Here is a 21,364-nt window from a genome sequence, read left to right as displayed (position 1 = left end):
AGTGGTATCAATATTTAACGTTAGAGTGATACTGCTCAAGAATTGATACGATATTATCCATGGTTTCTTTTGATGGAGGGTTAGTTCCTTCAAGTGGGTACTCGATACCTAGTGCTTCCCATTTGTGAGCACCTAGTTTGTGATATGGCAATAGCTCGATCTTTTCGATGTTATCCATATCCTTAATAAAGTCGCCTAACATATGTGCAGCTTCTTCATCATCGGTATAACCAGGAACGACAACATATCGAATCCAAGTTTTTTGACCAATTTTATGTAGGTAGCGAGCGAAATCTAGGGTGCGCTTGTTAGAAACACCAATAAAGTCGTGGTGAATCTCATCTTTCATATGCTTAAGGTCAAGCATAACCAGATCAGTGGCATCTAATACTTCATCAATAACTTCAGTGTGTTTGCGAATATAACCGTTGGTATCCAGACATGTGTGAATACCTTCAGCTTTAGCTGCACGGAAGAAGTCACGGACAAACTCAGGTTGCAGCATCGCTTCGCCACCAGAACAGGTCACGCCACCACCCGAAGCATTCATAAAGTGACGGTAAGATTTTGCTTCATTGATGATCTCTTCAACGGTCACTTCTTTACCGTCATGAGTATCCCAGGTATCGCGGTTATGGCAGTACATACAACGCATTAAACAACCTTGCAGAAAGACAATAAAGCGAATTCCAGGACCATCGACTGTTCCGCAAGACTCAAAAGAATGAATACGACCAGTTGTTGACATGAGCTCATCTCGTAATAGTAATTTTGGTCGTTATTTTATTACAAAAGGTAGGGATAAAATAGGTTTTCCGAACCTAGCTAACAAGAAAAGATGAAATAAGAAAAAAACCGTTTCTTTGCTAAGATTTATGTTATAAAAATGTTATTGATTACAAATAAATCAATAACAACTAATAACAACAGTCAGGCAAAGTATTTTACATCTGTTTGATGTTAAGGGATTTAATATGGATATGCTTGCGCTCTCTCAAAAACAGAAAGTTACCCTGTTTTTGATAGTTTTAACGATCGGATTTGCGTCCCTCGCTTTTTTTACTTCAGAAAGATTGTCACAGATGAAGGAGCAGTATCACAGTAGTGCTGATATTGCTTCGGGATCCCTCGCGATTTATCAAACCCAGAGTCACATTCTCACATTAGGTGGAACACTTGATAGTATGACAGGGGATAAGGTAGCGACGACCAAAAGCAGTATTGAAGATATCGTTTTGGCCATCAGTGAAAATGCTAAGTTTCTTAATCAGGTTGGTTTAGTCAGTCAGGGTGATCAGCTCACCCAGAGTGTGATGGACTTTAAGAGTGCGGTTACACCCTGGTTAGCGCTGAAGCAAGAACTCGGCTTCAACATCGATGAAGGTAAGCTGGGTCAGATGAAACAGATCGCTACCGTCATCGAGCAAAAAATTGCTGAAACAGGCATGGTGACGCTGAACTCTGACTTTCAGGCAATGGTTAAAGCGCAACAAAACTATCTGTTGCAACCTTCTGAGAATAATCTCAAATTGTTCAACCGAGCTATGGCAAGCTTTGAAAGCATGTCGAATGTCTATGCCATGTTAGAACTGTACGAAAAAGAGATTGAGCAATACAAGCAAACTTTTGTGCGTGTTAGCGAACTGTCGCAGCAACTTGGCTCAGTAGAACAGCAATTAGACGTTACCAAGGCGACAATGACACGCCTGATTGGTGATATCACAGCCGAGCTAGGTGGAATCAGTGCCCGTTACCAACAGATTGCCGAGGAAGCATCGACACAGACCCAGTGGTCAATTCTTATCGCATGTGTAGTGCTCGCTGTCTTTACCATCACGAGCTCGGCTATGCAGAGCGCATCAATGTCACGCTCACTTAACCTGACCAAAGAAGTACTTAATAGCCTGTCGAAAGGGGATCTGTCACAACGTATGACCCCGTCCAATAATCCTAATGACGAATTTAACCAATTAGCATCGAGCATCAATCAAAGCTGTGAGAACTTAGGTGAGCTGGTATCAGGAGTTCAGAGTAGCAGTCAGGCATTGTCAGGCAATGCGGCTGAACTTAATCAGGGGTTAGACCTCCTTGCTCATCACCAGTCTGAGGTTCTTGGACAAACTCAATTGCTTGCTTCAGCGACTGAAGAAGTCAGTGTCACCACTCAAGAGGTTTCAAATTCACTAGAGTTTGTTGCCGATATCAGTCGCTCGTCAACTGACGCGGCTGAAGAGGGGGCAAAAGTCATCAGTGCAGCTATCGGCTCGATTGAGGAGGTTGGTGCGATCATGACTTCAGCCGCGGGACACATTCAGCAGTTAGAAGAAGCATCATCAAAAGTCGATTCAGTAATGGAAATCATCAATGGCATTGCAGAACAAACGAACCTGCTTGCTTTGAATGCGGCAATCGAAGCGGCACGTGCTGGTGAACAGGGCAGAGGTTTTGCGGTAGTCGCTGATGAAGTTCGTAGCCTTGCGGTTCGCACCGTTGACGCAGTTTCTGAGATCTCAGACACCATCGATACGATGAAGAAAGAGAGTGCCGAGGTTATTCAGTATATCGGTCAGTCTGAATCCTCAATGTCGGCAGGCCGAGAGCGTGGTCAGGAAGCGATGGACGCATTGAAAATGATCACAGACAAAACGAACGAAGCTTCGCACCAGACAGAAGTGATTTTTGCTTCAATCAAAGAGTTGGCGACAACCAGTCAATCTATGGCTGACAATATGACGCAGATATCTGCGGCAATGAAAGAGCTTGAAGAGAACAACGAGCAGCTTAGAAATGTAAGTGGTACTGTGGAAGAGAGGTCAGGCAGCCTCAATCAAGACTGCCTGAAATTTACGATTTAACTGCGATTAGAAAAACGCATATAGCGCTAGGGCGCCAGTACCGTAGATAGATTCTGGCGCTTCTTTATAATCAGGTGTTTTGGCTGTCGCAGTTAAGCTGGCACCAAAACTCTGGTTATACCAAGCGATACCAGCCACGGCAGTCGCTTGATTGTTTTCCAGCGTCACATCGTAGATGGCAGGGTCCTGACCATTCTTTACTGCATAGTCGGTAACGCCAGAGCGATCACCTTCGATAGTAATGTCGTTAAATCGGTAGCGAGCTTCGATACCGGTATAAACAAACCACCCACCCTGAGAGCCACCGAGCATACTTGCGCGGAACGGGTTTTCGTTGTCAATATTCGCTGCACCCATGCTGCCGCCCAAATCAGAACCCCAACGGAACATCAAGCCGGTAGACACGTCGCTACGGAAATTGCCCGCATTGATTTCAGAAACGTTAGATAGTTCAAAATCCGTATTGGCGATAGCGCGCTGACGCCATAAGTTGAAATGAGTCAGGTAGCCAACGCTGCCAACAAACTTGTCATCAACCTGATACTCCCAGCCTCTCGGTTCATCTGAACCAGTAATACCGTGAACGATATCTTGTGCCTGGTCAGCCAGTGAGCTTTCGCCCACCGTACCTAAAGTAAGGTTGAAACGTTGCGCTTGCTGTGGGTGCAAGCTGATGTAGTTAAACTCAGTATGCAGGAAACCCGCGTATGGTCTGTCGTTGATCATAGGCGCAGTCGCTTCAATATCTGAAGGCGTATACATCTTATGACCAAGGGTAAATTCAAACTTATCGAGTGAAGCCCCTCCCCAGAATGACAGACTTAGTGGACTGAAAATTGGGTAAGGTGATATCCCACCTGTGGCGTAACTCAGAAAAAGACCGTTAGTGTAGTCCTGATCAACACCGAAGATACCGTCGTTGTCGATAGAGAAAGAAATTGTCGATTTGTCTGAGGCGATACTACTTGCTGAAGCCAGTAGTAGAGGCAGTAAAATTGTGCGGTTTAACTTCATGTGTCTGTGCTTAACTCAATTAGATGTCTGATAGTACAAGATTAATCGCCATATATGTTAGTAATTCACATATAAGTGATATGAACTGTGCACCGTCTCTCTGATTTTTGAGTGAGGAATTGACAGAAAAAATAAAGCCCCGCACTAGGCGGGGCTTCGTCAATCATTTAGCTGAGAATTATAGAGACTCAGTAAATGTACGTGCGATTACGTCTTGTTGCTGCTCTGTAGTCAGAGAGTTGAAACGTACAGCGTAACCAGATACACGGATTGTTAGCTGAGGGTATTTCTCAGGGTGCTTAACTGCGTCTTCTAGAGTTTCACGGTTAAGTACGTTCACGTTCAGGTGCTGACCGCCTTCGATGCCAGCTTCGTGGTGGAAGTAACCATCCATTAGGCCTGCTAGGTTAGCGCGCTGTGAACCTTCTTCTTTACCTAGTGCGTTTGGCACGATAGAGAATGTGTAAGAGATACCGTCTTTCGCGTGAGCAAATGGTAGTTTACCTACAGATGTTAGAGATGCTACAGCACCTTTCTCATCACGGCCGTGCATTGGGTTTGCACCTGGAGCAAACGGAGCACCTGCGCGACGACCATCTGGAGTGTTACCCGTCTTCTTACCGTATACCACGTTTGAAGTGATAGTCAGGATAGACTGAGTCGGGATTGCGTCACGGTAAGTCTTAAGCTGACGGATCTTGTTCATGAACACTTCAACAAGTTCACAAGCAATGTCATCTACGCGAGCATCGTTGTTACCAAATTTAGGGTAATCGCCTTCGATTTCGAAGTCGATCGCTACGCCGTCTTCGTCACGGATAGGTTTAACTTTCGCGTGTTTGATTGCAGATAGTGAGTCAGCTGCAACAGACAGACCAGCAATACCACAAGCCATAGTACGACGAACGTCACGGTCATGTAGAGCCATTAGTGCAGCTTCGTAGCTGTACTTGTCGTGCATGAAGTGGATAGAGTTGAGTGCAGTCACGTACTGCTTCGCTAGCCAATCCATGAAGTGGTCAAGCTTGCCCCATACATCGTCAAAGTCTAGAACTTCGTCAGTGATCTTAGGCATTTGAGGACCAACTTGGATCTTCAGTTTCTCATCCACACCGCCGTTGATTACGTATAGTAGTGTCTTAGCAAGGTTTGCACGAGCACCGAAGAACTGCATGTGTTTACCAATGATCATTGGAGATACACAACATGCGATAGCGTAATCATCAGAATCGAAATCTGGACGCATTAGGTCGTCGTTTTCGTACTGGATAGAAGACGTGTCGATAGAAACTTTCGCACAGAACTTCTTGAAGCCATCAGGTAGCTGCTCAGACCAAAGTACAGTGATGTTTGGCTCTGGAGAAGGACCCATAGTGTATAGAGAGTTTAGGAAACGGAAGTTAGTGCGTGTAACTAGCGTACGACCGTCAAGACCCATACCACCCATAGACTCAGTAGCCCAGATAGGGTCACCAGAGAACAGATCATCGTACTCAGGAGTACGTAGGAAACGAACCATACGTAGTTTCATTACGAAGTGGTCGATCATTTCCTGTGCATCAACTTCAGTGATCTTACCAGCAGCGATATCGCGCTCGATGTAGATATCTAGGAACGTAGAAGTACGACCTAGAGACATTGCAGCACCGTTTTGAGATTTAACAGCAGCTAGGTAACCGAAGTAAGTCCACTGAATTGCTTCTTGTGCAGTTTCAGCTGGGCGAGAGATATCACAGCCGTATTTCTCAGCCATAACTTTCATTTGGCCAAGTGCACGGTGCTGCTCAGCGATCTCTTCGCGAAGCTGCATAGTCATTTGAAGATCTTCACCGTTCTCGAAACGCTCTTGAAGAGAAGCGAATTGAGCTAGCTTGTCTTTCATTAGACGGTCAATACCGTATAGAGCAACACGACGGTAGTCACCGATGATACGACCACGGCCGTAAGCATCTGGAAGACCAGTCAGAACACCAGATTTACGACATTTTAGAATGTCTGGAGTGTAGATATCGAAAACACCCGCGTTGTGTGTTTTACGGTATTCAGTAAAGATTTTAGAAACTTGTGGGTCTAGTTCACGATCGTAAGCTTTGCATGAACCTTCAACCATACGGATACCACCGTTAGGGATGATTGCACGCTTAAGCGGCGCTTCAGTTTGAAGACCAACGATTGTCTCTAGATCTTTGTTGATGTAGCCAGCATCGTGAGAAGTGATGGTAGAAATCACAGAAGTATCAAAATCAACAGGTGCGTGAGTCGCGTTTTCCTGCTTGATACCTTCCATTACTTTGGCCCAAAGCTGGTTAGTTGCTTCAGTACCTTCAGAAACTAGGAAAGACTCGTCGCCTTCATATGGTGCGTAGTTCTTTTGAATGAAGTCGCGAACGTTTACTTCGTTTTGCCAATCACCTTCAGCAAAACCTTCCCAAGCTTTAGCAAATTGCTCTGCCATGACATACCTACCTTTTTAGTAGAAAAAACACGTACCTATCAAACCATTGAGCTAGTTCGATTCCCATCGCTGGGGCGGTACACTCTTATGAATAACAATATGTATAGTCTTTAAAAACGTATCCCGAAAGGGCATAAAACTATAAATATTGTCACTACTTTTTACATGGTGTCTTATTAACTTGGTTTCAAGGATATACTAAAAAAATTTTGCAAACCTTAAACTAAATCAATAAATGCTCGTTTCTTTAAATTATTTTTTAGAAAAAAACTTGATACTCAAAAAAAGTTGAGAGCCGAAATCCGACTCTCAACTCCAGTTATCATTATAGGAAGGCTGGAATACCGTATTGGCCTTCAAGCATACCTACAGCCAGCATCGCGACTAGACAGATAACAAGTACACCTACTGGGATAACAATCTTGTCGACGAATGAAAGGCGTGCTGCACGCTCTTTGTCACCAATCAGACCGTTGTTGTCCAGAAGCATAGTTAGTGCCCAAGCCAGTACCGGGTTAACGACTGCTGAACCGAAGATACAGATACCAGCAGCTTGAGAGTCTTTAGAATCTTTAACCATTTGCATACCAGCTTCAAGTAGTGGAAGTGAGACACCTACAAGAAGAGCGACACGCATTACTGGTGGCCAAACCGCGATATCCATCGGGAAGCCAAGTACAGCGATGATCATAACCAGTAGACCAAGCAGGATCGCACCAGCTGGAATAGGGCGTTTTGCGATAGCTGCTGGGATCATGTATGTACCCCATGAAGAAGTGATGTTACCACCACCGACTGCAGTACCTACCATCTGACGGATAGAACACATAGTCATAGTGTCATCTACGTCCATAAGTACTTTTTCAGTCTTTTTAGGGTAGTTCAGTTCCTGGAAGATACGGTGACCAAGGAAGTCTGGTGACCACATCGCTACCGCTAGAATTGCGAATGGAAGAGATGCAATGAAGTGTTCCATGTTTGGCAGACCAAGCATCCAACCTTCTTCAGTGCTGCCCCACCAGTAAACAGGGTTCAGGTTAGGCAGACCAGTTTCAGTTACGAATTTGATATCGAAACCTGCACCAAGAACTAGAGCAATAATCAAACCAGTGAATGCACAAACAGGGATTGCCAACCAACGCTTGTTCACTTTTGCCAGGAATGCGTATAGCGCAATAGTAACGGCCAAAACGATAAGACCAACGTAACCCATGCTACCAGCAGCGACAGTGTCAGACTGAAGGCCAACAGCCCATGCCTGGATCGAGTTGATTTGGCTCATAGTACCGGTTAGACCGAGGAAGATAAGCAAACCACCTGCGGTGCCTTCGGAGGTTAAGTTAACTAACTTTGAACCGCCTTTCAGGAAGCTCAGTAGCAAACCGAACACGCCGATTAGAATTGCCAATGCAAGAGGGTGCGCACCTGCTAATGCGATGGTGCCGATAAGAGGGATCATTGGGCCGTGGTTACCGGCAAGGTTTGCTTTCGGGTTAATAAAACCAGAAGCAAGAACACAGAATAGGAGTGCTGGGATCAGCATTTCTACTCGCGCAACCTCAATAGCAAACTCTTTACCAAGATTTACGTGGTCCCAAGCAGCGGTTAGACCTTCAGCCCAAGACATCATTACCGCAGAGTACATTGCGATGATACCGATAGTACCAGCAAGAGCAGGTACCAAGTCTTCAAGCTCAAAGCGGAAATCACGACCAGGAAGGTTCAACCCGAAGCGACGTGGCTTCATGATTTGCAGTTCGTGGTCTAGGTAGTCTGAACGGCTTTCAAACTCAGAAGCTGGGCGATGCAGCTCTTGATAGCTCTTGTTTTCGATATCCGAATCAGAGTGCGGTTTATTGACTGCGTCTGACATAGATTCCTCATATTCAAAAAGTTAGTAAATCTTCAAAGAGAGACCCGATTATTATTCTGTGACGGTCTCTCTGTATAAACCTGGTTAGCTTCCTGCAATTGAATCCTGGTCTACCTCGCTGTAGCTCGTTAGTGATGTGCTAAAGCATAGAGGATTTATTGCGAAAAGTACGTCTATTGAGACTTTTAGCATTGAGGCGAGTGTAACGCGCTAACCCTAAAGAGTGATTGATTTAGATCACTTTATGAAAGGTTGTGAAAGAAAACTACACAAGGTGGGACTTGTTGAGGGGACGTGTTCAAGATTGCTGAAATAAACTTTCATATTGTGAGGTTTATTAAAGACCTAACCGTCGTCAACGCTTGGTCATTAAAGAGTGGCAAGCGTTTATTGAGATAGATCTTATTTTTATAAAAATGTTAATTGCGTTAATTGGAAGATTGTTTGTTGAACTACAGGTTTTATGCGAAATGTGGAGCGGTTTTATCTATTAAATGCATTATTACTCATATAAAGTGGCTATATATTGCTGATTTGTAGGTTAATAATTTGTTGCAAGTTTCTCGGGGGAGTGCTAGTTTGTATCGCAATGTGGGTGGAACCCAGCAGTCAACCAATAGCTCGCTTGACGAGTTGTTGGTCATAATAAAGACAGGGAGTAAGAGCGCATGAAAGATGTACCAGCGCTGGATATAAAAGAACTGCACAAAACATTTGGACAAAATGAAGTTTTAAAGGGCATCTCGTTGGAAGCCCATAAAGGGGACGTAATTTCCATTATCGGTTCTTCCGGTTCGGGGAAAAGTACTTTTCTAAGATGTATCAACCTTCTTGAAACACCTACCGCTGGTGAAATTTGGGTTAATGGTGAATTAATTCAAATGAAAAACAACCGCCAGGGTGAGGCTGTTCCTGCCAATGAAAAACAGGTGCAACGTATTCGTTCAAGACTGGCAATGGTATTCCAGGGGTTCAACCTTTGGTCACATATGACGGTTCTTGAAAACGTTATTGAAGCGCCCGTGCATGTACTCGGTGTACCTAAAGCTCAGGCAATTGAAAACGCCGAGCTACTATTGAAAAAAGTCGGTCTTTACGAGCGTAAAGATTACTACCCAGGTCACCTATCTGGTGGTCAGCAGCAGCGCGCAGCGATTGCACGTGCACTGGCAGTAGACCCAGAAGTAATGCTATTCGATGAGCCAACATCAGCGCTCGATCCTGAGCTAGTAGGTGAAGTACTGGGTGTAATGCGCGACCTCGCTGAAGAGGGGCGTACTATGCTGGTGGTTACCCACGAAATGGCGTTTGCTCGTGACGTTTCGAACCATGTCATGTTCTTACACCAAGGCTTGGTCGAAGAGCAGGGAGATCCAGCTAAGCTGTTCACAAACCCGGACTCTGAGCGTTTACAACAGTTTATCTCATCAATTTACTAATAGTCGCCTGGCGGCAAACACACGATAAGTTAAATATAAAAATCACAATCACAGGAGTATGGAAATGAAAAAGTGGTTATTAGCAGCAACACTGGCAGCTACAGCAGTAACTGGCGTAGCTCAAGCGAAAGAATGGAAAACAGTTCGCTTCGGTATTGAAGGCGCATACCCTCCATTTAGCTGGACAGAAGCTGACGGCTCACTAAAAGGTTTTGACGTAGATATGGCTAACGCTCTATGTCAGGAAATGGAAGTGAAATGTAAGATCGTTGCTCAAGACTGGGATGGCATCATTCCTTCGCTACTTGCACGTAAGTACGATGCAATCATCGCTGCAATGTCTATTACAGAAGAGCGTAAGAAGAAAGTAGATTTCACTGGCAAATACGCACTTATCCCAAACAAGTTTATTGCTAAGAAAGGCGCTGGTCTTGATTTCGATAACCTGGATGGTCAGAAAATTGCTGTTCAGCGTGCAACAACTCACGACAAGTACCTAACTGACAACTACGGCGACAAAGTAGAAATCGTTCGTTACGGTTCTTTCGACGAAGCTTACCTTGACCTTGCTAACGGCCGTGTAGCTGCAGTTTTGGGTGATGCATCTGCTCTGGAAGAAGGCGTGCTAAACAAAGCTGGCGGTGAAGCTTACGAATTCGTTGGTCCATCTCTAACTGACCCTAAATGGTTCGGCGACGGTTTTGGTATCGCGCTACGTAAGCAAGACAAAGATCTTACTAAGAAGCTAGACGCAGCTATCCTATCTCTACGTGAGAAAGGTGTTTACCAAGAAATCGCTGCTAAATACTTCAACTACGACGTTTACGGTCAGTAATCGTTGCTAAGCGACCGTTGGTTCTTGTTCCTAGGAGTAGTAGCCAACGGTCGAGTTCTATAAAGTTTAGGGATCAGGAACTTACCTATGCTGGATTTACAAGGATATGAAGCCTCTATTTTAAAAGGGGCCGTAGTGACCATCGAAGTCGCGCTATTGTCGTTATTGCTAGCTATGATCTTAGGTATGCTAGGTGCATTAGCTAAAATGGCCCCTTATCGCTGGGCTCGAGCAATAGCCACTCTATACACCACAGTTATTCGTGGTATTCCCGACTTAGTCCTCATGATGTTGATTTTCTTTGGTGGACAGATTCTTCTTAACAACAGTTTGTACTCTATCAACGAAACACTTAACGAATGGTTTGCGTCAAGCGATCCTAATCATGAGTGGACATCTTACTTACCAGATTACATTGACGTCAGCCCGTTTGTGGCCGGTGTCCTAACCATTGGATTTATTTTCGGCGCCTACATGGCTGAAACATTCCGTGGCGCTATTATGGCGGTTGATTCAGGTGAACTTGAAGCCGCTAAAGCATACGGCATGGGCCCTGTACTGGCATTCCGCAGAATTCTACTACCGCAAATGATTCGTCATGCGTTACCAGGTTTTGGTAATAACTGGCTTGTTCTGCTCAAAACCACCGCGCTTGTATCCATCATAGGCCTTGAAGATATGGTGCGTATGAGTTCACTGGCAGCGGGTTCGACCAAAATGCCATTCACCTTCTACATGGCGGTGGCGATTATTTTCTTATTCTTTACCAGTGTGTCGACAGGCGTCCTCAAGCTGGTAGAGCGCAAATTCAGTATTCATGCGAGGTAGAGAATGGACTTTTCACTGATTATCGAAAGTTTACCTATCTACCTTGATGGGTTAATGACAACAGCCTGGCTAGTTGGTCTGGCGCTGATTATCGGCCTGATTGTCGCGATTCCTTTAGGCGTTGCACGTAATAGCCATAATTACCTGATAAATGGGCCAAGCTGGGCGTTTATCTACTTCTTTCGCGGTACACCGCTACTGGTACAGCTATATCTGATTTACTACGGTATGGACCAGTTCTTCCCAGTGAAAGATACATTATGGGAAAACGCGTGGTTCTGTGCGCTGGTGGCTTTCGTACTTAATACATCAGCCTACACTGCTGAGATTATTCGCGGAGCAATCAACGGTCTACCGAAAGGTGAAGTTGAAGCTGCCAAAGCGTATGGTATGGGGACGTTTATGACTTACCGTCGTATCATTCTACCTAGTGCGTTGCGTCGTGCTCTGCCAGCTTACAGTAACGAAGTCATCTTCATGTTACACGGTAGTGCGGTCGCAGGTATCGTAACCATCGTTGATTTGACTGGCGCAGCTCGTCTGGTTAACTCACGCTACTACGCACCATTTGAGTCATTCCTGACAGCTGGCTTGTTCTACATGGCGTTGACCTTCATAATCTTGGGCTGCTTCAAGTATGCTGAGAAACGTTTCTTAGCCTACTTAAGACCTTTAAGCTAACAGAGCAAAACAAAATAACAAAACGGCACCCTTGGGTGCCGTTTTTGTTTGTCTCGACATGGTTATTGCTTTGGTGTTTGTCACCCCAGAATCGAAGCAAAGATAATAAAAAAGGGAGCTAAAGCTCCCTTCTAAAGTGGATTACAAACTAGCTCAAAATTATCAGCACTGTACCGGCTAAGGTCATCAATATGTTGGCAATCGCGTAAGTACCCGCATAACCCAGTGCCGGGATTGTAGATTTCGCGTAGTCGTTAACAATGTCCATTGCCGGTGCACAGGTGCGGGCACCAATAATGGCACCAAAGAGCAGTGCTCGGTTCATCTTGAGAATGTAGGCACCAACTAGGTAAGCAAGGACTACAGGGACGACACTGACCAGGAAAGCGAGGCCAATGACCTGCACACCGACTTGAGACAGGTGTTCGAACATTTTGCCGCCAGCACTTAAGCCGATACCGACCATAAAGAACATCAAGCCAAGGTCTTTCACCATATTCAGCGCCCCCTGAGGCACATAACCGAAGGTAGGGTGGTTAGCTCGCAGGAACCCGAGGGTGATACCGGATAGCAGTAGACCCACCGCATTACCAAGACCAAATGAAACCTGGCCAAAGGTCATGGTGATCAAACCAAACATGATGCCGAGGATGAAGAAGCTACAGAAGGCAAGTAAGTCCGCCATCTGACTGTGAATCGAGATAAAACCGATTTTTTCAGCTAAGCCATGAACGCGACTCTTCTCGCCACTCACTTGAAGTACATCACCTTTAGCGAGGACAATATCCAAGTCCATCGGCATCTCAATCTGAGCTCGAACTACACGGTTAAGGAAACAGCCGTACTCAGATAGGTTAAGGTCAGACAGGCGCTTGCCGGCAATCGAGTCACTCTTAACTACGATTTCCTCTTCTACAATTCGCAGATCGAGTAGGTTGCGGTCGAATACTTCCTTTCCATTGCGGAAACTAGGGTCGAGGCGTGCGTGACTATCAGGGAAACCAACCAGGGCTATTTCATCGCCTTCCTGCAAGATTGCATCACCATCTGGGTGGGCGAGAATGCCGTTACGGCGGATACGTTCGATGTAGCAACCAGTCTGGCGGTAGATTCCTAACTCACGTAAGTTCTTGCCATCAATCCAGTTAATTAGCTCCTGACCGACACGATAGGCACGGATGATAGGTAAGTAAACCTTACGTTGACCAGAGCTCCCCAGGCCACGTTCTTGGGCTATCTGTTGAGCTGAGTCAGATAAGTTCTGCTTTTGCAGTTTTGGCAACAGCTTAGCAAACATAATCATGCTGATTAAGCCGATAAGATAAGCCATCGCATAACCAACCGACAGGTTTTCTATTACCTGATTGAAGTCCATATTGCGCGGCGTAGTAGCCAGACCAGAGTTAAGTGCATCCTGAGCACCAACCAGTACAGGTGTTGACGTCAATGCCCCCGCCATCATACCGGCCGATAAACCAAAATCTAAACCAAGGTGGTGGCTGGCGAAATAGGTAATACACAGAGCCGTTGATAACACGACCATGCTTAAAATGAAGTAGTGCTTACCATCTCTGAAAAAGATGCCAAAAAAGTTGGGTCCTGCTTCGATGCCGACACAGTAGATGAACAGCATAAAGCCAATAGTTAACGCGTCAGCGTTGAAAGTAAACCCAAGGTGGCCCATTACCAGAGAAGTAATTAAGACACCAATAGAGTTACCGAGTTGCAGGTTACCAAAGCGGATTTTGCCAATACCTAGGCCAATCGCTAATACAACGAAAATCAGAAGGATGGGGTTTTGTTCTAGCAAGTGTACGACGTCGATGTTCACGGGCAATTCTTGTGTTGGTGCCGGGCAGTAAGTTATGTCAGCGAATTGTATCTGAATATTGCAAAAAGATAAGTGAAAATTTTGACATTTTACTGTTCGCTAACTTAACCCCAGATAACGGCTATCATACTGAAGGGCTTAAACGAAAAAAGCCGCGATAATCGCGGCTTTTTAAATTCATTGTGATTCTTAAGCGAACAGGCCTAGGTGCTCTTTCGCGTAAGCTTCGAAGTCGTCACAACCACCGATGTGCTCTTGGTCTACAAAGATTTGAGGCACAGTTTCAACAGGCTTACCTACCGTTTTTTCTAGGTCTGCTTTAGAGATACCCTCTGCGTGGATATCAACGTAGCGGTAGTTGAAGTCATCGCGCTGTGCTTTTAGTGTTTCAGCGTGCTCTTTTGCACGAACACAGTATGGACAAGCTGGGCGACCAAAGATAACTACGAACATATTCTCTTTCTCCTGTAATTTGTTAACTGCAACTATGCCCGAATCATTGACGGAAATAAAGTGGCATTTACCTGTTGTTTCGATAGGTGAAATCTATCGAACAAATTTTGAGCCCAATCAGTAACATCAAACCGTATGGCGCGTGCTGTACGTCGATAAAGCCGTATTTTATTAAAGGTTATTTGTCACAAGTTGCACTTGGTCAATTTAATTGGAGACGAATCGGTGCAAGCTATTTCAATCGCAGCTAGAGGGAGAGATAGAGCATGTTTCAATTTATGACCTCCACCCGAATCATCTTTGGTGAAGGTGCATTGCAGTCGTCACTGTCTGTACTGAATCAATTCGGTTATAGCGTTTTGCTAGTGACCAGCAAAAGCATCCAGCGAGCCTCTCCCGTTATCCAATATCTAAAGTCTCAGAACATGCGCTATCAACATGTCGCAATAAAAGGTGAACCCAATATCACTATGGTTGAAGAGACCGCCTTAGTCGGACGAAAGTTCAAACCCGATATGGTTGTAGCGCTTGGTGGGGGCAGCGTGCTGGATATGGGCAAGGCATTGGCAGCGATTATTCCTAACCAGGGTGATGTGTATGATTACGTTGAAGTGGTCGGTCGCAATGTGCCGCTTAAATCCAAGCCTCTTCCTTTTATTGCAATCCCTACTACCGCAAGTACGGGCTCAGAAGTCACTCGTAATGCTGTGCTTCGATCTGGCCAGGATCAGGTGAAAGTGAGTTTGCGCAGCCCGGATATGTTAGCTGATGTCGCGATTGTTGACCCGACGTTGACCTATGGCACTGATAAAGCCACATCAGCGCGAGGAGCAATGGATGCTTTTACCCATTTGATGGAAGCGTATGTATGTGGAGAGCCGAACCCGTTAACCGATATGATTTGCGAAGAGGGATTACGTCGTCTAAGTCATTCGATTCTGGCTGGTTGTCTGCATGATGATTTCAAAGCGAGAGCCGATCTCTCATTTGCTGCCATGTTGGGTGGTATGGCGATTACCAATGCTAAATTAGGTGCCGCGCATGGCTTAGCGTCAGCGTTAGGGGGGAAGCTTAATGCTCCGCACAGTATTATTACCGCCCGTTTAGCACCCTACGTAATGATGGAAAATATTACCGCAGCCAAACAAGCGGGCAGGCAAGATGTACTCCAGCGTTATGCCAGAATAGCGAGGATCATGACAGGTCGGGTTAACGCTTGTCGAGAAGACTCAGTACTGTGGGTCAATATGATGTTAGACCGACTTGAGCTACCGAAACTAGAACAGTTTGGTGTGTGTACCACTTCCTTTGAAAGTGTCGCGGACGATGCGTTAAAGTCAGTTGCAATCAAAGGGAACCCGTTACCGCTAACCAAAGATCGCTTGACCTATATCCTGGAGCAGGTGTGTCAATGTAACGGTTCATGTAAGGACCAAGAACACTCTTCAACGCTAGTAGCAGAAGCGAGTGTGGTAAGAGTAGGGGGCGATAAACTCGATGAAGGGCGGTTACAGAGCAGTTAAAAAAACGGAGCGTTTAACGCTCCGTTTTTACTAGAATTGTGACAGCTTATCGTAGCGTGAGTCTTTGAGGACATCTTTAACGCGTTTAAGGTTCTCGCGGAAGCCTGAACCACGGCGCAGTGTAAAGCCAGTCGCTAAGACATCGATGACCGTCATCTGAACGACACGACTTGCCATTGGCATGTAAACGTCAGTATCTTCAGGGACATCAAGGGAAATAGACAGCGAGCTTGCTTTATCCAGCGGTGAATCTTTAGCCGTGATAGCAATAACCGTCGCACCATTTTCACGTGCAAGATTCGCAATCTCAACCTGACTCTTAGTGCGGCCAGTATGAGAGATAAGTACGATCACATCGTTATCTGTACAGTTGATACAGCTCATTCGCTGCATAACAATATCTTCAAAACAGGTGATTGGGATATTGAAACGGATAAACTTGTTTTGAGCATCTTTTGCCACAGCTGACGACGCACCAAGACCAAAGAATGAAATTCGCTTAGCCTGAGTGAGAAGATCCACGGCACGATTAACCTGCATTGGGTCGAGGCTATTTTTAGCCACGTCCAGACATGCCATCGTCGACTCAAAGATCTTATGAGTATAAGCGTCTGGACCATCGTCTTCTTCGACGTTACGGTTTACATATGGCGTTCCGTTAGCAAGACTTTGCGCTAAGTGCAGTTTAAAGTCCGGGAAGCCTTTGGTATCCAAGCGGCGGCAAAAACGGTTAACAGTTGGCTCACTTACATCAGCCATCTTGGCCAGTGTAGCAATACTAGAATGAATAGCAGTTTGCGGGGATGCCATAATAACTTCGGCAACCTTACGCTCAGACTTACTAAAGTTTTCTAGATTTTTTTGAATTTTTTCTAATGTGTTCATAGTGTTCACGAGGGTATAGAGAACAACTCACCAGATATACCCGAAATTAATGATAGGAAACAACCAGTTTCCCAAAAGGGTAAGAGCTATCTGGCGCCATGGGACCAGTATAAACCTAAGCCAAAGGTTTACGGCAACATTTCTACCAGCCAATTGGCTAATATATGACAAGCCTCAAACTAAATTTTGTTTAAACTACAGAAATCACATCTTGAGCCAGAAAAAATGAAAATCTGAGGCGTGTGTTGATAGGCAAATTACACTTTTCGAGAAAGAAAGTTTCAGTTTATTCCGACTGAGCAACGATTTCTGCTGACAGTGCATCGATCTTCGACATCAACTTAGGAGCTTGAGTCGCTATCTCGCGCTGCTCTTCCAGAACTGAACTTAAGATATCCGTTCCTGTCAGCGGGTTGGCTAGTACCACACGGAAAACGATAGTGTTCAGATTCCCCCAGCGTTGTGGGTTTAGGCGCGTGCGTGAAACGAAAGATTTACCAGTTTCACGCTGACGTTTCTGGATAAACTTGGTCAGTTCGTTAAGTAACTCATTGAGCTGTTCAGTCTGCTTGCCTTTCGAGTGTTCCAGCGCTGCCTTAACATGAGGTGGCAGGTAACGATAAGTTAACAGACATAGCTCTGGCTCAGAAACCAGTTCAAAATCGGCTTGCTGCTTAACCAGTTCTGCAAAGTAGCGCGCTTTTTCAATGCTTTGGTCAATAAGCAGCTCGTAACCAGGACGGCTGATAATGTGCATAGCGGCGTAAACCAGCATTGCCATTCCCGAACGAGAGCCTTCGAGCGTATGACTACCAAGGTCCTTTGAACCTTTACGTAAGATATATTGCGCGTGGTGTTCGATGGACTTCATCGCATCTGGCTGCTTGAACAACACCATGCCTGCACCCATTGGAATGTATAGCTGCTTGTGTGCGTCGATGGTGACAGAGTCAGCTAGTTCGACGCCGTCGAGTAGATGACGATGATTGTTAGACATCAGAGTCGCGCCACCCCAGGCTGCATCAACATGGAAGTGGCAATCTTCCTGTTGGCAGATGTGAGCAATCTCTTTAAGCGGATCAATACTGCCTGTCTCGGTAGTGCCAGCGACACCGATCACGGCGAATGGCTTGATATTCTGCGCTTTTAGTTCACTAATGCGTTGCTGTAAGGCTTGTGGACAAATACGGTTATTGTTGTCAGTCTTAACTGCGACCAGACCTTCCTGACCGATACCAAGCACATCAGCTGCTTTTTTAAGTGAGTAGTGACCACGTTCTGAAACCAGCACCGCAAGACCTTCGTAGCCATAATGTTTCATGGCTTTGAACAGACCTTCCTTCTCAACACCTTTGAAGGTGCCATTTGCTTTGAGGGCATTATTACGAGCCACCCATAAAGCGGTGATATTAGCGATAGTACCGCCAGAGCAAAAAGCGCCTAAAGAGTGGTTAGCACTGTGCATCCACTGTGCGTAGAAGCTGTCATTCTGACCATAAATAAGGCGATGCAGCATGCCAAGCACTTGACGTTCCAATGGTGTGAATGCTTTAGACGTCTCAATCTTTACTAGGTTTTGGTTGAGAGCGATCATGATCTTGGACAGAGGCATCAGGAAATAAGGCAATGCCGATGTCATATGGCCGATAAAGCTAGGAGCGGAGGTGTGAACAGAGTGGGATACTAACGTGTCCAACAGATGCTGCGTATGATCGGAGACGAATTCGGGTTGCTCAGGGATAGCGGCTCGAGAGAAGTCTTTTTCTATATCGCGCAGCGGTTTCTCTTCCGCTACGATATGCTCGCGGAGAAACTTATTTAAGTTACGCGACAGCTCTTCGTCGATTTTGGTTAGCGTTGAGTCAGGCCCTTCAGGTACAGTGAAGATTCGGAGTAAACTCTCAAAACTCACGTCAGCCGTTTTTTGTTCCGGTTTCATACAGCTACATTGCTCTAATCGTTCTTGTTGCAAGCGGGACAATCTAAACGAAAACGGGAACAATGTCCCGTCTTAATTCACGAATGTTCGCTTTTAACGGGGCGTCGCACTGCGAAGATGCTAAAGCCCCTTAAAAGCTTGTGACTACTTACAGTCAATCGCTTCGAGGTTTTTGATTGAAGCGTTGTAACGCTTCAGAGCTGAATCAATTTTAGTTGGATGACTTAGTAAGTCTGCAAATGCAGAACGCAGCTGGTAGTTTTTCTCGTGTGGCGCGGCCTGACGATCGGCAAAAGTCACTTGCGCTAACTGACCAAGTTCGTCGCTACGTGACGCCAGAACTTTGATGTCTTTTTGATCGAGTTGTAGCCATGCCTCTACAGGTTGAGCTGTAGCAATTTTCGTAGGATCTTCATTCAGGTAGTAGTGCACCGCTGCACGGTTCAATTCAAAATGATTCTTTCGTCCCTCAAGGAACCACTCACTGACTTCCGTGAGTTCTGGGTATTGCTCAGAGGTTAACTTAGCCAGGTCTTCATACCAATGCAGAGAAGCGTCGATGTACGCATCGTATTTCTGTGACATGCAGGTGTTGTCTGCTGCATTAGCCAGTGTAGATGTTGCAGCGAGTAGCAGGGCAGCAATCGTACGTTTCATAATGATTCCTTTTGAAGATACTTATTATACTATTTATTGCTAATTTAGAGTTATCTAAATTTATTGGGCTTGTAAGCGGCCAATATAAATAATTTTCAATTCGATTCCTGCGATCTAGCCTGCAAGTGAGACAAAGAAAAGCATCATAATTGGCACCAACAGACTAAGAATAAAGCCACTAACGATCGCAATAGGTACACATCGCACACCACCCGTGGTTTGAATGACTGGCAGAGTAAAGTCCATTGCGGTAGCACCAGCGTAGCCGATAGAGGTACAAGGCTTGGTTCTGATAAAGAGTGGAATCAGGACCAGGGCAATCAGTTCGCGAAGCAGCTCAATCATAAATGAAGCGCCGCCGTAAACTGGACCAAAAGCATCGCCCATCAGGATACCTGCCAGTGAATACCAGCCAAATCCAGAAGCCATAGCCAAACCGCGATAAATATCGATATCGAGGATCAACGCTGAGATCACGCCACCAACCATAGAGCTAGCGACAATGGCCAGTGCGATAACCATACCTTGTTTATTAAGCAGAATTTGACGCAGGGTTAGACCACTGTTGCGTAGTTGGATACCAATGAAGAATAGCAATAGGAACAGAATCCACTCGCTGGCGGTATCAACCCAACTCAGATCGATAGGTAACATCAAGCCGATAATTAAGCCACCGCCAACAACCAGAATTAGCTTGGCAGATTCCATCGCCATCTCAGAGAGAGGCAGTTTGGTGTTACTGGCATCGGTATGGATTGGAAGCCATTTGTCGATCAGTGGCAGTACCGCCAGATTGGCTAAACTGAGACAAGTAAAGAAAACCGCTGTGGTCTTAAGAATCAGCTGTAAATTCTGACCGAGATTATCCAATGCTGCCAAACTTAAACCCATCAGCGCCAAAATGACGTAAATCAGGTTAGAGGTTGTTGCGTTGATAGTATCAAGTAGCGATTTTTTAGATATAGAAATGAAATACCCCACCACAAGTGGGGCAAAGATAAATAACATCCCTGAAAACATGGTACTTCCTGTCTAGTGGTTACAAACCACTTGCGCTAATAAGTTCATCTATTTGAGTATTGAACTCAATATCACTTAAATTACTGAGTTTGTACAGTATATCAGCGCCTGTAACATCAAATTCTACAGTGTGTTCGTCTATCTGCTCATCTTGACGACGGAACATTAGAATGTGATTTGCGATTCTGGCGATATCAAGGTAGGTAACAGCCAAGTCAGATTCGCTCAGGTTTTGATTAGAAGCAACTTCAAGGAAGTCGTTATCGAAACCCCAGCTATCAAGTACCAGTGAGCTTGCTCTAGAGCATTGGCGCTCGAATACCTGGAAAGCGATCTCTTCATCTAAGTAGTTACCCTGTTCAAGGTAGCTGTGGTATTCGCTGACAATACAGAACAGTCCAATATCGGCGAGTAAACCTGCCAATAGTGCTTTATCCGTTTCGATGTGGCGGTACCTCGGCTCCTCAGACTCTTTAAAGCCTCGCGCGACTAATACCATAGTTGCCGCCAGTTCGCGGGAATTTGCTGCGCTCTGCACCAAAACTCTGTTACACGAAGGGCTTAAGTTAACGGAATGTTTGAGTTGCTCAATCGCCTGAGCGGTAACAATGTCACGTACACGTAGGATACCGAGGCGAGATACCGCAGTAACGAGATCAGTACAAGTGATATTACGTCGGTTGAAAATAACCGAGTTAGCCACGCGGATCACGATGGCAGCTAGACCTGGGTCTTCTAGCAAACTATCTGCGACATCAGAAATTCCAGTGCTGTCTTGAGAACATAATTGTTGGATTTTCAATACGACATCAGGGATAGGAGGTAGGGAAATTTTCCGCGACTTTATAGAGTGCTCAATCAGGGTTGAAAACTCAGATTCGATGCCTTTAATCAAAAGCTCATTGTTTTGCGGTAGCCAATAAAATGATAGGTGATTCATAACTGCTAGAAGGTTAATTTAACTTTTACAGTGTAACGTTTTCCTACGTATTTTAGCAAATAATAGATTACTCATATTGATGATTTATGCTGTTCGGTATAAGCATTACTTGAGCAAGTGGCAGGGTAGGTTAGTG

Annotated in this window: 17 protein-coding genes; 6 read left to right on the top strand and 11 right to left on the bottom strand. The window is 45.3% G+C overall.

What is annotated here, in order from left to right:
* Positions 1–7 precede the first annotated feature (7 nt).
* A complete protein-coding gene (gene pflA, locus RH46_RS07350) occupies positions 8–748 on the bottom strand; it encodes a pyruvate formate lyase 1-activating protein (protein WP_006878774.1) in 741 nt (246 codons plus the stop codon).
* 226 nt (positions 749–974) lie between these two features.
* Here pflA and RH46_RS07345 point away from each other — a divergent pair, with 226 nt between their 5' ends.
* Complete coding sequence (locus RH46_RS07345; RefSeq protein WP_006878773.1) at positions 975–2,855, top strand: methyl-accepting chemotaxis protein; 1,881 nt, start codon at positions 975–977, stop codon at positions 2,853–2,855.
* A gap of 6 nt (positions 2,856–2,861) precedes the next feature.
* Here the strand turns inward: RH46_RS07345 and RH46_RS07340 are convergent, their stop codons facing one another.
* From RH46_RS07340 to RH46_RS07330, 3 genes are all read right to left on the bottom strand, one after another.
* Entirely contained in the window at positions 2,862–3,869 is a 1,008-nt protein-coding gene (locus tag RH46_RS07340; RefSeq protein WP_006878772.1) for a lipid A deacylase LpxR family protein, read from the bottom strand.
* Between the two features lie 178 nt (positions 3,870–4,047).
* Positions 4,048–6,324: a formate C-acetyltransferase gene (pflB, locus tag RH46_RS07335; RefSeq protein ID WP_006878771.1), complete on the bottom strand. Its 2,277-nt coding sequence runs from the start codon at positions 6,322–6,324 to the stop codon at positions 4,048–4,050.
* Between the two features lie 325 nt (positions 6,325–6,649).
* Positions 6,650–8,197 carry a DUF3360 family protein gene (locus tag RH46_RS07330; protein WP_006878770.1) on the bottom strand — a complete coding sequence of 516 codons (1,548 nt, stop codon included), beginning with the start codon at positions 8,195–8,197 and terminating at the stop codon, positions 6,650–6,652.
* Positions 8,198–8,865: 668 nt separating this feature from the next.
* On the opposite strand from RH46_RS07330, the gene RH46_RS07325 reads away from it, so the two are divergent.
* From RH46_RS07325 to RH46_RS07310, 4 genes are all read left to right on the top strand, one after another.
* Positions 8,866–9,636, top strand: coding sequence for an ABC transporter ATP-binding protein (locus RH46_RS07325; RefSeq protein WP_006878769.1), 771 nt, complete (start codon positions 8,866–8,868; stop codon positions 9,634–9,636).
* Positions 9,637–9,700: 64 nt separating this feature from the next.
* Positions 9,701–10,471 (top strand): ABC transporter substrate-binding protein, encoded by a 771-nt coding sequence (locus RH46_RS07320; RefSeq protein WP_006878768.1) that lies wholly within the window; start codon positions 9,701–9,703, stop codon positions 10,469–10,471.
* 87 nt (positions 10,472–10,558) lie between these two features.
* A complete protein-coding gene (locus tag RH46_RS07315) occupies positions 10,559–11,299 on the top strand; it encodes an ABC transporter permease (protein WP_006878767.1) in 741 nt (246 codons plus the stop codon).
* 3 nt (positions 11,300–11,302) lie between these two features.
* Positions 11,303–11,980, top strand: a complete 678-nt coding sequence (locus tag RH46_RS07310) for an ABC transporter permease (RefSeq protein ID WP_006878766.1) — start codon at positions 11,303–11,305, stop codon at positions 11,978–11,980.
* A 148-nt stretch (positions 11,981–12,128) separates the two neighbouring features.
* On the opposite strand, the gene RH46_RS07305 is transcribed toward RH46_RS07310, so the two are convergent.
* Positions 12,129–13,811 (bottom strand): aspartate:alanine antiporter, encoded by a 1,683-nt coding sequence (locus RH46_RS07305; protein ID WP_006878765.1) that lies wholly within the window; start codon positions 13,809–13,811, stop codon positions 12,129–12,131.
* Positions 13,812–14,000: 189 nt separating this feature from the next.
* Positions 14,001–14,264, bottom strand: coding sequence for a GrxA family glutaredoxin (locus RH46_RS07300; protein WP_006878764.1), 264 nt, complete (start codon positions 14,262–14,264; stop codon positions 14,001–14,003).
* A 266-nt stretch (positions 14,265–14,530) separates the two neighbouring features.
* Between RH46_RS07300 and RH46_RS07295 the strand changes: the two genes are divergently transcribed.
* Positions 14,531–15,787 carry an iron-containing alcohol dehydrogenase gene (locus RH46_RS07295; RefSeq protein ID WP_006878763.1) on the top strand — a complete coding sequence of 419 codons (1,257 nt, stop codon included), beginning with the start codon at positions 14,531–14,533 and terminating at the stop codon, positions 15,785–15,787.
* Positions 15,788–15,817: 30 nt separating this feature from the next.
* Here RH46_RS07295 and RH46_RS07290 read toward each other — a convergent pair whose 3' ends face one another.
* The 5 genes from RH46_RS07290 to RH46_RS07270 all read right to left on the bottom strand — a co-directional run bounded on the left by RH46_RS07290 (position 15,818) and on the right by RH46_RS07270 (position 21,228).
* The gene (locus RH46_RS07290; protein WP_006878762.1) at positions 15,818–16,672 is read right to left on the bottom strand and encodes a MurR/RpiR family transcriptional regulator; all 855 of its coding nucleotides are present in this window, start codon (positions 16,670–16,672) and stop codon (positions 15,818–15,820) included.
* A 286-nt stretch (positions 16,673–16,958) separates the two neighbouring features.
* A complete protein-coding gene (panP, locus tag RH46_RS07285; protein WP_006878761.1) occupies positions 16,959–18,611 on the bottom strand; it encodes a pyridoxal-dependent aspartate 1-decarboxylase PanP in 1,653 nt (550 codons plus the stop codon).
* Positions 18,612–18,755: 144 nt separating this feature from the next.
* On the bottom strand, positions 18,756–19,268 hold the full coding sequence (locus RH46_RS07280) for a hypothetical protein (RefSeq protein WP_006878760.1): 513 nt from the start codon (positions 19,266–19,268) through the stop codon (positions 18,756–18,758).
* A gap of 114 nt (positions 19,269–19,382) precedes the next feature.
* Complete coding sequence (locus tag RH46_RS07275; RefSeq protein WP_006878759.1) at positions 19,383–20,288, bottom strand: LysO family transporter; 906 nt, start codon at positions 20,286–20,288, stop codon at positions 19,383–19,385.
* 19 nt (positions 20,289–20,307) lie between these two features.
* The gene (locus RH46_RS07270) at positions 20,308–21,228 is read right to left on the bottom strand and encodes an HDOD domain-containing protein (RefSeq protein WP_006878758.1); all 921 of its coding nucleotides are present in this window, start codon (positions 21,226–21,228) and stop codon (positions 20,308–20,310) included.
* Positions 21,229–21,364 lie beyond the last annotated feature (136 nt).

The sequence above is a fragment of the Vibrio brasiliensis LMG 20546 genome (genome assembly GCF_000189255.1).
In the GTDB taxonomy this organism is placed as follows: domain Bacteria; phylum Pseudomonadota; class Gammaproteobacteria; order Enterobacterales; family Vibrionaceae; genus Vibrio; species Vibrio brasiliensis.
The sequence above is the reverse complement of the archived record's forward strand: the minus strand, read 5'-3'. Positions and strand labels throughout refer to the sequence as shown.